General features: G+C 41.7%; 12 protein-coding genes. 10 read left to right on the plus strand and 2 right to left on the minus strand.

Annotated elements, in window-relative coordinates:
• Window positions 1-33 precede the first annotated feature (33 nt).
• Window positions 34-642: a pentapeptide repeat-containing protein gene (locus tag AC5ELV_RS10440; protein WP_493430123.1), complete on the plus strand. Its 609-nt coding sequence runs from the start codon at window positions 34-36 to the stop codon at window positions 640-642.
• 80 nt (window positions 643-722) lie between these two features.
• Here AC5ELV_RS10440 and AC5ELV_RS10445 read toward each other — a convergent pair whose 3' ends face one another.
• The gene (locus AC5ELV_RS10445) at window positions 723-1,316 is read right to left on the minus strand and encodes a hypothetical protein (protein WP_493430124.1); all 594 of its coding nucleotides are present in this window, start codon (window positions 1,314-1,316) and stop codon (window positions 723-725) included.
• Window positions 1,317-1,527: 211 nt separating this feature from the next.
• Between AC5ELV_RS10445 and AC5ELV_RS10450 the strand changes: the two genes are divergently transcribed.
• Window positions 1,528-2,484, plus strand: coding sequence for a nucleoside hydrolase (locus tag AC5ELV_RS10450; protein WP_013312477.1), 957 nt, complete (start codon window positions 1,528-1,530; stop codon window positions 2,482-2,484).
• A 137-nt stretch (window positions 2,485-2,621) separates the two neighbouring features.
• Here the strand turns inward: AC5ELV_RS10450 and AC5ELV_RS10455 are convergent, their stop codons facing one another.
• Window positions 2,622-3,806 carry a sensor histidine kinase gene (locus tag AC5ELV_RS10455; RefSeq protein ID WP_493430125.1) on the minus strand — a complete coding sequence of 395 codons (1,185 nt, stop codon included), beginning with the start codon at window positions 3,804-3,806 and terminating at the stop codon, window positions 2,622-2,624.
• 369 nt (window positions 3,807-4,175) lie between these two features.
• Between AC5ELV_RS10455 and AC5ELV_RS10460 the strand changes: the two genes are divergently transcribed.
• Genes AC5ELV_RS10460 through AC5ELV_RS10495 form a run of 8 tightly spaced genes read left to right on the plus strand, consistent with a single transcriptional unit; the run spans window position 4,176 to window position 13,596 of the window.
• Window positions 4,176-4,781 (plus strand): hypothetical protein, encoded by a 606-nt coding sequence (locus AC5ELV_RS10460; protein ID WP_493430126.1) that lies wholly within the window; start codon window positions 4,176-4,178, stop codon window positions 4,779-4,781.
• On the plus strand, window positions 4,765-5,289 hold the full coding sequence (locus AC5ELV_RS10465) for a hypothetical protein (protein WP_493430127.1): 525 nt from the start codon (window positions 4,765-4,767) through the stop codon (window positions 5,287-5,289). The genes AC5ELV_RS10460 and AC5ELV_RS10465 overlap by 17 nt, the downstream gene beginning before the upstream one ends.
• 2 nt (window positions 5,290-5,291) lie before the next feature.
• On the plus strand, window positions 5,292-5,669 hold the full coding sequence (locus tag AC5ELV_RS10470; protein ID WP_250240729.1) for a DUF4280 domain-containing protein: 378 nt from the start codon (window positions 5,292-5,294) through the stop codon (window positions 5,667-5,669).
• A 51-nt stretch (window positions 5,670-5,720) separates the two neighbouring features.
• Entirely contained in the window at window positions 5,721-8,576 is a 2,856-nt protein-coding gene (locus AC5ELV_RS10475) for a phage baseplate assembly protein V (protein ID WP_493430128.1), read from the plus strand.
• Window positions 8,573-10,021 carry a discoidin domain-containing protein gene (locus AC5ELV_RS10480; RefSeq protein ID WP_493430129.1) on the plus strand — a complete coding sequence of 483 codons (1,449 nt, stop codon included), beginning with the start codon at window positions 8,573-8,575 and terminating at the stop codon, window positions 10,019-10,021. Before AC5ELV_RS10475 ends, AC5ELV_RS10480 begins: the two co-directional genes overlap by 4 nt.
• Window positions 10,022-10,046: 25 nt before the next feature.
• On the plus strand, window positions 10,047-11,237 hold the full coding sequence (locus AC5ELV_RS10485; protein ID WP_493430130.1) for a hypothetical protein: 1,191 nt from the start codon (window positions 10,047-10,049) through the stop codon (window positions 11,235-11,237).
• 26 nt (window positions 11,238-11,263) lie between these two features.
• On the plus strand, window positions 11,264-12,451 hold the full coding sequence (locus AC5ELV_RS10490) for a hypothetical protein (RefSeq protein WP_493430131.1): 1,188 nt from the start codon (window positions 11,264-11,266) through the stop codon (window positions 12,449-12,451).
• The gene (locus AC5ELV_RS10495; protein WP_493430132.1) at window positions 12,448-13,596 is read left to right on the plus strand and encodes a hypothetical protein; all 1,149 of its coding nucleotides are present in this window, start codon (window positions 12,448-12,450) and stop codon (window positions 13,594-13,596) included. Before AC5ELV_RS10490 ends, AC5ELV_RS10495 begins: the two co-directional genes overlap by 4 nt.

A 13,596-nucleotide genomic window follows, 5' to 3' on the forward strand; every position in this document is an offset into this window, starting at 1 on the left:
CTAATATAGGGGATAAAGAATAGGAGAGAGAACATGTTCTTTTATACAGATGAGGTCTATGAAGGCCGTGATTTTGGCTCAATGGATGCCAGAGAAGGCGAGTGGAGAAATTGCGAGTTTACCCGATGTCGCTTTCGGGGTGTGGAGATGAATGAGTCCCTTGTGGAAGACTGTACTTTTGTGGACTGTGATTTTACCGGAGCCATTCTGAATGCATCTCACTACAAGGAGTCCGCTTTTACCAATTGTCTATTCACCAGCGCAAATCTGTTTGTAGTCCGGTTTGATAACTGTAAGCTGGTAGGGTCAGATTTCGCGGGGGCGAATATGGATGGTATCACCATTACGGGTGGAGACTGGTCTTATACGAATTTGCGTCATGCAGATTTAAGAAAGCAAGATTTGCGAAAAATACGATTCAAGGAAGCCGACTTATCCGAATGCAATTTGGAAAAAGCAGATTTACGGGAAGCGGATCTTAGCCGGGTAAGACTGCACAAAGCCCATCTTCAAGGAACAGACCTGCGCGGTGCGAAGATGGATGGTGTGAATTTTAAAGATCTGGACATCACTGGAGCCAAGTTGGATATCGAGCAGGCAGTAGCGGTGGCCCGCTCCTATGGAGCCAAGGTAGAAGGCTAAAAGCACGGGATTACAGGAGCTGTCTTGATCTGCAGTATCCCGTGCGGGTGAAATGGATGGTTGACTCGAATGTGAAGAACTTAATCTTTAGGGGGTGCCGGCAGTAGTGGAATCGCTGCTTCCGGGTCTTGGTTTGGCAAATGATCAACTCCCGCAGGTTCTAGAGGCTGCTGTGGAACCGTCCAGTTGCGCGCGATGTCTGCGGCAGTTCGCTGCTCCAGCAAGCGTTTGGCTACTTCATAACATTGATCGACATGCCGGTTGCCAATGGTTCGCATAGCAGTAAATCCAATTGCTGCGGCCAGCCCTTGCCCCAGAAGGGGGACAAACTTGCTAACCTGCTTGGTAGCGATGCGAAAGCCCATTTTTTGCAAAATCTGTACGATGGCTTCACGAGTAATGAGTCGCCCGATCAGCTTGCTGCCAATCGAAGTGATAAAACCATACACCATGGATTTTGTTTCTGCGTCCAGACCTTCCAGCTGCTTCTCAGATAATCCGAATTTTCCATTAATGGCTGGCAGTAGCTGCATCAAAATGCCAACATCAGCAAGAACGTCAGCCCCTGGAACTGGAACTAATACCGCTCCACCTGAAGCCGCAGCCCTTTTCGTCACCATGGATTTACACTCTTTACGAATCTGCTCCAACTCTTCTATTGTTCGGGCTGTCATATGCATCTCTCCTTCATACGCTTCCGATTAGAACCCATGATTCTACCCTGTTATTACACACATTTCTACCTTTCTTAAGCATAGAGTAAGCAAAAAATCCCTGATCCACGCACTATCGCACATTTACTCCTGTGAATCGATCAGGCATAATGAAGGGTGGTTGCCGATAAGAACAAGCCTGTTTTACGGGGATAAAGGAAGGAAGAGACAGATGAGTCAGACAAACGTTTATTTTAATCATGATGGTGGAGTGGATGATCTAGTATCCCTTTTTATGCTGCTTCAGATGGAGCAGGTTCATTTGACCGGAGTATCGGTGATTCCAGCAGATGGTTATCTGGAGCCTGCGACGGATGCCAGCCGTAAAATTATTGATCGTTTTGGACAAAATAAAGGGCCTGTGGAAGTCGCAAAGTCTAATTCACGGGGTAAAAATCCGTTTCCTGCCGCTTGGCGTTTACATTCCTTCTATGTGGATGCATTACCCGTACTGAATGAATCAGGGCGTATGGAAGCACCGCTTTCATCCCTGCCAGCTCATCAGCATCTGATCGAAAAGGTACGCGGAGCTGAAGGTAAGACGCTGTTGCTATTCACTGGACCGCTAACCGATCTGGCGCGAGCGCTGGATGAAGCACCGGATATTGAAGCAAAGATTGAAAAGCTGGTATGGATGGGCGGCACCTTTGAAAAAGGGAATGTGGAAGAGCCGGAGCATGACGGCACAGCAGAGTGGAATGTATTCTGGGACCCGGAAGCGGCATATCGGGTGTGGCAAAGCGGCATCACGATTGATCTGGTAGCGCTGGAAAGCACAAGCAAAGTGCCATTAACTCCAGCAGTACGCAATCGTTGGGCAGCTGAGCGCCGATATGAAGGCGTGGATTTCTTGGGCAATTGTTATGCAGGATGTCCTCCGCTCGTTTATAGCGAAACGAACTCAACCTACTACCTGTGGGATGTACTGACCACTGCATCCGTAGGACGCCCGGACATTGTCAAGAAAAAGACGGTGCATTGCAGCGTTATCGCAGAAGGACCAAGTCAGGGGAGAACGGTGGAACAGGCAGATGGACGTCCTGTGAATCTGGTATATGATACAGATCCAGAAGCCTTCTTTACGTATATGGCGGATTTGGCCAAGCTGGCTGCTCCTAAACGTTACTAAATCTGGCATTGCACAGACGTGTGGCATAGGGTGATAATACTTCCTAGAGATACGTACTCATAACATAAAGCCCGTGACGTTATGCGTCACGGGCTTCTATTCATGATATGCCATATCATTACAAATTAATCTCTGTTTCAGGCAGACTCCTGGTATATTTTCAGGGTGAACTGGAGTGTTATCTCCGTCCCGCTACCAGGTTCACTGCTCCCTGTCATCTTACCCTTCATTCGTTTTAATAGATGTTTGGTAATCTGCCAACCCAAGCCCGGATTGCCATATGAGAGAGAGTGACCACGGTCATGTTCAAGCCACAATTTCAATTTATTTGGAGATATACCGATTCCAGTATCCTTCACCTTTAATTCCAGTTCAACCTCGGGTGCATCGTTCACAGATTGGGTGGTTGCAGATAAAGTGACAGCTCCTGTGCTTGTAAACTTCACTGCATTATCTACCAAATTAATCAGCATACGACGAATTTTAGCCTCATCCCCGATAAAAATAGGCGAGCTGGTGAGATTCCAGTCGAGCTTCAACTCTAGATTCCGCTGCGCGGCTACTTCTGTATACAGGCTCAACACATTTTCCATCAGCGTTCTCAGACCAAATGGATCTTCAATATCATCAATCTGCCTGGACTCCATATTGCTGTAATCCAAAATATTACTCAACAACGTCATGAGCGAGCGACTGCTCGACTCCATGATGCTCATATATTGCTGTTGTTCCCCTGTTAACTCTGTCGTCAGCATGAGATCGGTGGCTCCCCATATTTCGGTTAGCGAAAACCGAATTTTATTACTCAGGGAAGATATCAAATCCAGCTTGTTCAGGGAAGAGATTTCAGCATCTATTTTGTCTTTCTCCAGTTCCACCACATAACCCAGAAATACGGCCATAGCCTGAAGTGCCTTTAGTTCTGATTCTGTCAAATGTACAGAGGGTGCGTCCAAGATACAAATGGTTCCATAAGCCTGGCCATTTTTCATGCGAATAGGGATTCCTGTAAATGAGTGGTTTCCAATGGTTTTAGTCACGTCTAAATCGCATGTGTGCGGGTGAATAGTCGTTTCTGAAATTGTGAGGTGATCCGCAGGATGCTCCAACACCAGACTGCAATAGCTAAGCTCAAAAGGGAGCACATCCCCTTCCTTAACGAGCACCTCTTCCCGGTTAAATGAATCTACAATCACATTCGTAATGCCGTCATTAGCGGCAATAAAAATGGTATTTACATGTAAAATGCCACTTAGCACATCAATGACATGCGCGGTAGCCTCTTGAATACTATTATAAAAACCTGTAGGTGAAGTAATCATGTATCTCCAATCCTGATGCAAAGTGGTGGTTATCCAAAACTCTAGCAGTTTGTGTATCCGATTCCCGATCCTCTGAATGTGTTTTTGGAGCGTATCGCTAATTATACATGATTATTTCATTATAAACCGAGCTTTCTACTTCGATTTACCTATTCGCTTGCGCAAACCTTCATTTCTTAGGTCTAGTAAGGAGGTTTTTTTGAGGGTATGGCGTATGCGAATACACATTTATGAAATTATCCAATGATTTTTTTGGTTTTTTATACATTTGTTTGTAATCTCATGATATGAAAATTGTGTAATAAAATAGGAGGATAGGACCAGTAATATCATGTAAATATTCTATATAATAGGTTCAGAGGTGAAATTATGAATAGACTGGAAGCCCTAGGACACTTCCATAAGACCTATGCGGAAGATGTACTGAACCAGAAGTTACATCAACTAGCGTCTTTGTATGAGCAAAGAAAAGATGAGCTCATCTTTTCTTTTATTCAATCCTTTCAATCAATCTGCCTGCAAGCCAATTCTGCAGAAGTGGCCGCGACAGGGATCGGATACATTACTTATTCTATGAGGCGCACGTATCTGATGGATCGCAACTATAACTATGTCGTCGAAGCCTATGATAAAAATTGGTTCTTTGATCCTCAACCTTGTTATGGAACCTATGATGCAGGCTGGGCATTCAGCTTTTTGGGAGAATTGGAGGATGAATTGAATCAGCTTCGAAAACCCTATATGAATAAGATTTTTCAGCCTGATGTTGAGCGATTTGTACTTCAGGCCGGAGATCAATTTCATCAATATATTCTGAAGTTAGCTCAAGATGCTATTCAGCAGGCTGTACAACTACCTGAATTCAAGGCGTTGAAATGTGAGAATGATTTGGAAGTAAGAATAGGGGAGTATAAAGGAATCAGTGAGGTGGTGTATTCAACAGCTTATGGAGTACTACATGATTCAACAGGATAATCGTATTACGGAGTATATGTATCCAGCAGAGACGAATCGCAGGGAGTTATTGGAATGGGCAGAAAGCTCATCATGTGCTGATGAAGAATCTATTTTACAATTTTATGTATCGGGTGATGCGGACTATATTGATTTTATAGAGCATCCGATATCCATCATTTCAGAACAGTTAAAGGAAATCTTTGATATATATCAATCCGGATTAAGCTGGAAGTTGGTTGTTTTTGCCGATATGCAGCGAATGCAGCAAACAAGGTATTGGCTGGCAAATCCGCCTAGCCTGATGTGTTTATCACCACTTAGTGAATATCATAGGGACGGTACACTGAAGAAAATCATTCTAGATGAATATGCAGTGGAGAATCATAAAATATTCAGGGTTCAGGATGCCGATCATCATATCATTGTAGACCTCGATGTGGCTGAATGTATTTTGAAGTTCAATCTGGCAGGCTTGAAATTACAAAAGGTCGATACAGAGGGGCCATCTATACAAAGGAGAGTCTAAGAATGAGTGAGAGCTATGTAGTGGATGGGGCACAGATACATTGCAGCTATGGAAGTCATACGGGAAGATTTAGTGTTTCAGCTAACAGGGGGATTAGTATTGGCGATAAACTGCAGGGGAATATTCAGGATTTTCATCCACAGACGCATATCCCTTCTTTCGGAATGTGTCGTAGTATGCATAATCCTGCAGTTTCTTCTGCTAACAAAGGTAATTCCGGAAAAATCATTCCGCAGCCCTGCAAACCGAGCGTTTCTATGCCTTGGTTGAATGGAAAAAAGGATGTATACGTAGATCAATCTCCGGCTCTGATGAGCTGCTCCACGAACTTATGCATGTGGTGTGGAAAAATCTCGTTCACCACAGACGGGCAGGAATAGTTAACAGATTGTAGGATTTGCATCACATGAAAAGCAACCGGGGGAAGTAAGATGGGACTGGCAGGAACTGTGCTGACTTATGGAAATATTAAAGTAAATGCACCGTATGAAATTATCAGGCTGCTTGATTTTGAATTGACACAGAAGATAAATGAGCACGGCAAGGTGTACATTACTGCTCTCATACCGGATGAGGATCATGCGAAGTATGACGGTTTAGCGCATGATGAGGATGTGCTAGAGGTATATGAGATGGATGAAGGCAGAGGGACAGTTAGCATTTTTAAAGGAATCGTCACCAATATTAGAATTGCATTCAAAAATGGCGTATATCACATGTACATCGAGGCTGCCTCTTTTACATATCTGATGGATCAACAACGGAAAAACCGTTCGTTTCAAAACGGCAAATTGACATATTATCAACTATTCCGCGAACTCATAGATGCCTATCCACATGGGGATTTTATTGAACTGACGGACAGCAATAAAAAGTTAGATGGCTTTACTATTCAGTATGGGGAGAGTGACTGGGAGTTTCTAAAAAGAATGGCCTCTCATCTGCAAACTGGACTGATTGCCGAGATTACGTCCGTGTTCCCGAGACTATGGTTAGGTGCCTCAAAAGAACAGGTGAAAGGTGAACTGCACAGCATTAACTTTTCCCTCCAAAAAACAAAGTCTAGTCCAGAATATACATATGTTGAAGTGGAGGATACGAAGCGTTTTGAACTTGGAGACGTCGTCGTGTTTCGACGAAAGCATTGGGTTATTGATCAGATTCATGCAGAGATGAAGCAAGGCATTATGACATATGGCTACATTCTCGTTCCGGAAGCAGGTATTCCGAGGGAGGTTATACATAACCCGTTAATCAAAGGCACCTCTATTGAAGGGAAAGTCATTGAGTTAGATGGTGAAAACGAATCCGTTAAACTTCACTTGTCCGTGGATTCTATGCAGCCCAAAGTTGAGGGGTGCTGGTTTTCTTACCCGACGATGTACACCGGGGATGGAATCGGTTGGCATTGCATGCCTGAGCTTGGGGATCATGTCCATTTGTATTTTCCATCTAACAAAGAAAAGGAAGCTCGTGTAGTTCAATCTCTGCGTAAGAGAGACTACAAAGGAGATGAAATCAGCAAGCCGTCAAGAAAGCTATTTCATACCAAAACTCAAAAAGTGGCGAGATTCGACGACAAAGAAGTGGCACTTTCCACCCAAAAAGAAAAGATACTTGTACGCTTGAATCCAGCTTCCGGTATTCACGTGTATAGTCATCACGATCTTACCTTTCACGCCGATACAGACTTGGTGCTGCATGGCAAAAAGGTACAGATGACCGCTACTCGCGAAATATCTTTGACGTGCAAAACCAGCTATATCCGAACCGATGGAACGCTTCATATCAAGGCTAGTAAGCTCATGAAAAATCAGGTGCCTGATGCAGATTTGAAAGCCTATAAATCCCTGATTCAAGAATTAAAGGGGAAGGGATATCCGCAATGGGTGCAGGATTTGCTGCTTCAATATAAAACGGACTACTACAAGGCCGTGGCAGCCGGGGACAAAAAAGGGGCCAAGGAAGCAGCAGCCAAGGCCAAGCAATTGCGTCAGCAGGTGGCAGAAATAGATCGTATGCCTGCCTGGGCCAGAGCGCAAATGCATGAATACACGTCCCAATGGTGGGAAGCGCACGGCGCAAATGACAAGGCCAAGCAAAAGCAGATGCATCTTCTCGCCAACCAGCTGCGTGACAACGTGCTAATCAACGAGCTGATTCGTGGTCATTCAGCCAAATCCTATCTGGATGCGAATCGGCTGGAGGAACTGTCCGGGCAATACGCAGATGCGGCCCATAAGCTGACCGTAGCCGATCAAAAGGCTCTAGCCAAGGAAGCAGCCGCCTTGCGGAGTAAGTATGGCGTAAACAGCCAACTTGCCAGGGAGAATTTGAACAAGCTTGCCAAGAAATATCCGGATAGCTTCTCGTATAAGCTGCCGACTACAGGCGATTGGGATAAGGAGCTTAACGCTGCACTGCATGATTTTGCGAAAAAATACGGCCTGGAAAATAAGGGATATGGCCGTGATGTGCTCGCAGTGTACCTGCATCAAGTAGCCAATGGCATTCTTCCATGGCCTAAAGTTAATAAGGCTGCAACGCCAACAGTTCCAGCAACGACAACAACGAAAACGGAACCGGGCAAGAAGCCGCTGACTACTCCTGAAAAGCCAACGAAGGAGGAACCGAAGCCATTAAATCCTGATGATTATAAAGATGGATTGGTAGCGGTGAAAAAGATCGAAAACTATATAAGTAGTAAGGGCATAAAAGGCAATCAGGCTCGAGCTCTGTACAGAATAAACGATTACACCAATAACAGTATCATTCAAAAGAAACTGTCTTCAAACCGTAAGGCACCCCTTGTGTTTTTCTTTGAAGGAGATGGCTCTTATAGTCACAAACAACTCGATCATCCAGAAGGTCGGTATGGAGCGATGGCTATTGTGGTGATAGACGGCGAGATTAAGTACACAAGTAAAAATGCTAGTACGCTTCCAGATTACGAGAGCAAGGATAAAACTGTTAAAGATGGAGTTTATGAATTTCTAGGGGGAAGACATCGGCATACTTATCCTGCTTTGCGTATTCGAAATGGTGGAATAGTTCCTGCTACCAAGGGAAGTCAAAAAAAGGATTGTACTGCAGATGGAATAAATATACACAAAGGCAACAATAACGATACTGTAGGTAGAGCGACTTCGACAGGTTGTATTACAGTCCATAAAGATGAGTATGTAAGATTTCTTATTTCAGTAGGTGTGATAGAGGACTCATTGGGAAATGATCCTAATGATATAAAAGGACTAGCTATTCTTGATCGGAAGGATAGATTAAAGTGAAGATTATTAGAAACATATTAATAATTATTTTTTTAATCGTATTAGTAGCGTGTAATGCTTTTGCCAAAGACCCTACTGCCTTTTCTTCGAAAACGGTGGATGTGGCCTCAGAAGTGGTGAAATCATCTGATAAAAATGATAAAACGGAGCTTGCTAAAGAGAATAGAAAGAAAGAATGGGCTTTAACGATAGAAGAAGGCAAAGAAGATCCAGCAGCATTTTTAGTTCAGTTGGAAGGTGCAAAAGTTGAACGGTTCTTAAGTGCCGAGAAACTGATTAGTCTCCTACAGTCGAAGGAGGATAAAGAGAAATATCGAGATTCCTATATAAGTGTAGGGAGAATCACAGATGATGGGAATCAAATCGCATTCGTATTAGATTTATTTGAAGAAGCGAGACTATTAATACAGATCTATGATTTAGATTCGGGTAACAAAATAAATGAATTTAAGTTGCCTTACAACCATCCAGTAATTTCGCCTGATTTAACCAAATATTTATATGAGGATAAAGATAAAGCGTATATATATGACACGTTAACTAATCAATCAACAGCTATTCAATTAGATGGAAGTTCTATAGATGTAGACGATATTCATCAAGGACAATTTTCACCAGACAGTGCCCAGTTTTGTTTTACTGACAGCCAGCAGAACATTGTTGTATTTGATGTAGCAGATTATAGAATCCTTAAGAAAATCCATATCGATTCTGGTATGGCGATAGTCAACCAATGGGCTCAGAAGAATCAATTAATCTATTCTATTGACTCCATGTCTGTAAATAAAACGTACTTGTTAAATTTAAATAATGGAGAGGAGCACCTTTTAGGCAAAGGGATGGGACGACCTTTAATGTCTCGTGATAGGTCGGAGTTATGGTTTGAGAAGTTAGACTCGCCGTCTAATTATAAACTGAATATAAATACAGGTTTAGAAAGTAAAGCCGCATCTATCACTATAGTTGATGGGAATATGGCAACACCTGTGCAGTGGTTTTATACTGCTAATGATTTTTCTAAATATGATAGTGAAATAAAAGTGAATCGAATTAAAGCTTCATCCAGTCTAGCAAGTAAAGGCACGCAGACTTATAATGCCAAAAATCTGTTGGATAGAGATACATCTACTGCATGGTGTGAAGGCGTGAAGGGCAACGGGGAAGGAGAAACTATACTGTTAGATCTGGGGTCATTACAGAAGGTAAAGGGGATCGAGTTGATTAACGGATATGCTAAATCTGAGAAAAGTTATCGAGAGAATAACAGAGTTCAAAAACTAAAACTGGAATTCTCAGTTGGTTCCTCTCTAGAAATGAATGATTTTAACACACGTAAGAAATTTAAAGAGCCTATTCATACCTCATTTGTTAAACTTACGATTTTGTCGGTTGAACGTGGAACAAAATATCAGGATACATGTATATCTGATTTACGGCTTTTCTAGCATTCTTACAAAAGGGAGATAGCCTATGAAATGGAAAGAGCCAACGTTTGGTGCGACCCCTATGTTGAAAGCTTTAGCAACTGCTAATGCACACAGGAAAGCACAGGCATTTGATCTTGCAGCAGAACAGAAAAAACAAAAACTAAATTACCCCGACTGGGCCCAAACCTGGATGCGTAAATACAAAGAAGATTGGTATATTGCTCAAGCAAATGGCGACGAGGTTGGTATGCATAAAGCGCAAAAGCTGGCAGAAGGACTTCGTAGCAAGCTCCGCGAAATGGCGACGATACCCAAGTGGGCACAGGAGCAGATGCAAAAAGAAACCGTTCGTTGGATGACTGCAGAGGCAAGTGGAGATATCATGGGAAAGTTAGCTGCTGAGAAAGCGGGACGAGCTATTCGCGAGAAGCTAGGTTTGATCGATACGAGTACTAAAGCATCACCGGAAGTACCCGTTACCACCGAATCGAAAGATGATTCTACAAAAACGAGCGTAAAGACTCCGGCTGGAAAATGGATACCTGCTGAGTTTCAATATAACGGTAGTTCTGAAGCTGAAAAAACATTCAAAAGGCGCTCATTAAATTTCACCAAAATGAAATGGAATCAGGAAAAGTTGCATGGTTTGTGGGAAGCTACAAAGAAGATACAAGAAACATATGATATTCAGATTGATCCCCGTTTTTTGTTAGCAATTATTATTCAGGAAGGAACTGGCAGTTTTAACACTAGTAGTACAAATAGGGCGGCCGATGGTGAGCATGGTGCTGAAACTAATTATGCCAAAGATTTGATGAAAGCCAATAGCTTAATATTTGGTAAAATATTGGGCTATATATATTATGGTCAGGAATTTAGGCAAGCAGTAGTAAAAAACAATAAATTGAGTGGTATTACAGGCAAAGGAGACGTTTTTCAATACTGTAATTGGTTCACGCCGATTCTTAGAATGAAATCTAAGCGAGTTGAATGTGGCATATACGCTAGCGATAACCGTTGGGGTGAGAATGTGCGGAAAATATACAATACCTTTAGTGGGAATGAAGCTTCTAACTATGAACAATATCTGTTGAGTCTTGATAAAAGTGTAACTCAGAAAATTGCTGCATCCGAAGGTATTAAGCTTCCTAATTTTAAATTTAAACCTACCCAAAATGGTAACGATAGCAGAAAAAATGATACGAATGAGTGGAGTATCGTCGGTAAAAGATAAATCACAATTCGAAATGAGGAGAATAAGTGTACAAACCAAGTTACGGTTATTTCATTATAATGCTTGTAATGATTTTTGGAGTAGCTGCGTGCGGTTCTACAAGTATTAATAATTATAAAAATGAGAAAACAGTTAGCGTCAAAGAAGAGAGCACAGGGAACTATCGAGGTGAAAAAGTCGAAAAAGCCCAGAATATTGCATCTGCCAATCCGGAGTCCCTTCAGGACGGGGACTTTGAAGTCTCATATCGATCACATAAGATTGATAAGAATACGGATATTAAAGAACTTATCCATAAGTGGGGTTACAGTGAAGGATTTGAAGCTAACAATAGAGGATATAATAGTGGGAATGGAACATATAGAAGATGGAGTCTGTCCTATCCTAACTATGAGGAGCCAGAAATAAGATTTGTAGTTTTATCTAAGATTGAACTTGAAGGGGAGGAACTGGTGGATGGTGAAAGCTATTTAGTAGCCGTGAGTTTGGAGAATCCCAAGTTTAAAACGAAAAGAGGCTTGAAAATCGGTGATACACTTGGCAAAGTACTACAGCTCTACGGCAAACCGAGTATTGTAACAAATGGGAGTCTGCTTTACTCCAAGAATGGCTTACATTTGAGGATTCAGTGGGATACTAAAACGGAAAAAGTAAATAATATTTTCATAGAATATAACATGGAGAAATCCATAAGACAGCAACATAGCGCTGATTATGTAGAAGAAGATGCTCAGCCCGACCCTGATCTAGAACCATATACTATTCAAGAAGGACAATCTTTTACCACTACTCTCAATGGCTGGGGAAAAGTAAGATTTGTATCTACATTAAAAGATGAGGAAACAAATGATCTGATTCAAGCAAAGTTTTTTTTGGAAGTTAACAGTGACAAAAATGTGGAAAACAAGATCCTGTACGAATTCCCTGAATTTTATGGTAACAACGGTAAAATGATTGATAGGATCAAAGCAGTAAGTTTTAAGGATTTGAATCAGGATGGACGTACGGATATTGTTATTATTGCTGATTATATCACCGGAGTTAATGCACACGGAATAGAGACTCTACCTGTCGCGGGGATATACTTTCAGAAAAAGGACAATACGTACACTACCCTGCCTGAGTTGGATAAGAGTATCAATCAAACTGGACATAACCGAACACTTCAAAATGTCATTCAATACGTAAGCAAACAACGAATAAACGTTCAATGAACAATGTGAAAAGGGAGTTTTTTGAAATCAACTTTATAAAACAAAATAAAATACTATTTTTAATATTGTTATTTAGTCTGCTATTGAATGGATGTTCTGAACAACCTACGAATGAGAAGCAGCAAGCAGTTGATCCCATCAAGCCTAGCACTCAAGTGATAGAGCAAAAAGTTGTGACTGAGCCAGAGTCTGCTGCTCAGAAACAAGATCGAAATAGCAATATTGTGAATCCGATTAATAAAAGAAATGAAAATTACGCCAAAGATTCTAACACATTAGATCAGTTTATAAAGAAAATCCAACCCCCAAATGAGCAGCTTCAGAAAATATTAAAAGCAGATTTGGACCTTGATGGAAAGCCCGAATATGTGCTTGCTTTTGGATTAGAAAAGGGGGAGTTTGACAACATATTTGTAGTCCGGGAGGATGCTGGCTATCACATCATTGGTAAATTAGAGGACCCAGTTATGGTTACACATCTTAATACAGACATGAAAATTATGAAGCTGGATCAAACAGATCAAAAGTTTATCGTAGTATATTCCACTAGCGAAGTGGATGAAGCCGAAGGATTCTCTATATTTTCTTTAGACGATAACCGAATTAACAATCTGAATTACAATTATCCAGAAGCAACAGGGCAAGGGAGCAGGAAGCTAGAGGACATTAATAAAGATGGTGTTTTTGAGGATGTGAGTTACTACCGTTTTCAGGATACTCAGAAACATACGATAATAACATATCAAAAATTTGACAGTACCGGACCAGAAAAAACAAAAGTGCTATATGAGAATGAAAATAAAAAATTTGTATATCCCGCGGTTCCCAAAGATATTATTCAAAATTATTTGGAGGATCATTATCTAATGAATCGCTTCTTTATACACTTGCCTGAAATAGCGGAATTCACTACCTTGTCAGCAAGTCCAAAAAATAATTTTGGAAGCATCATAGATTTTTCCGCTATGGACTATACGGGATTAGATCTGAATGTAAAAGAGATTGCTAATGAGGCTGATCAACGGGTATTTTTGGTAAAGAGTAGCTCAGAAGAAAAGGAATCAAACCAAGGACTTGTATTTACGTTAGAAAAGCAGTCAGGCAAGTGGAAGATTATGAGTATAGAGATGAACGATAAATTGTAG

The organism is Paenibacillus sp. NMA1017, from assembly GCF_058895805.1.

What these genes read in the sequence shown, in the direction of transcription:
- AC5ELV_RS10440 (WP_493430123.1), top strand. Translation starts at nt 34, where the DNA reads ATGTTCTTTTATACAGATGAGGTCTATGAAGGCCGTGATTTTGGCTCA.
- AC5ELV_RS10445 (WP_493430124.1), bottom strand. Translation starts at nt 1,316, where the DNA reads ATGACAGCCCGAACAATAGAAGAGTTGGAGCAGATTCGTAAAGAGTGT.
- AC5ELV_RS10450 (WP_013312477.1), top strand. Translation starts at nt 1,528, where the DNA reads ATGAGTCAGACAAACGTTTATTTTAATCATGATGGTGGAGTGGATGAT.
- AC5ELV_RS10455 (WP_493430125.1), bottom strand. Translation starts at nt 3,806, where the DNA reads ATGATTACTTCACCTACAGGTTTTTATAATAGTATTCAAGAGGCTACC.
- AC5ELV_RS10460 (WP_493430126.1), top strand. Translation starts at nt 4,176, where the DNA reads ATGAATAGACTGGAAGCCCTAGGACACTTCCATAAGACCTATGCGGAA.
- AC5ELV_RS10465 (WP_493430127.1), top strand. Translation starts at nt 4,765, where the DNA reads ATGATTCAACAGGATAATCGTATTACGGAGTATATGTATCCAGCAGAG.
- AC5ELV_RS10470 (WP_250240729.1), top strand. Translation starts at nt 5,292, where the DNA reads ATGAGTGAGAGCTATGTAGTGGATGGGGCACAGATACATTGCAGCTAT.
- AC5ELV_RS10475 (WP_493430128.1), top strand. Translation starts at nt 5,721, where the DNA reads ATGGGACTGGCAGGAACTGTGCTGACTTATGGAAATATTAAAGTAAAT.
- AC5ELV_RS10485 (WP_493430130.1), top strand. Translation starts at nt 10,047, where the DNA reads ATGAAATGGAAAGAGCCAACGTTTGGTGCGACCCCTATGTTGAAAGCT.
- AC5ELV_RS10495 (WP_493430132.1), top strand. Translation starts at nt 12,448, where the DNA reads ATGAACAATGTGAAAAGGGAGTTTTTTGAAATCAACTTTATAAAACAA.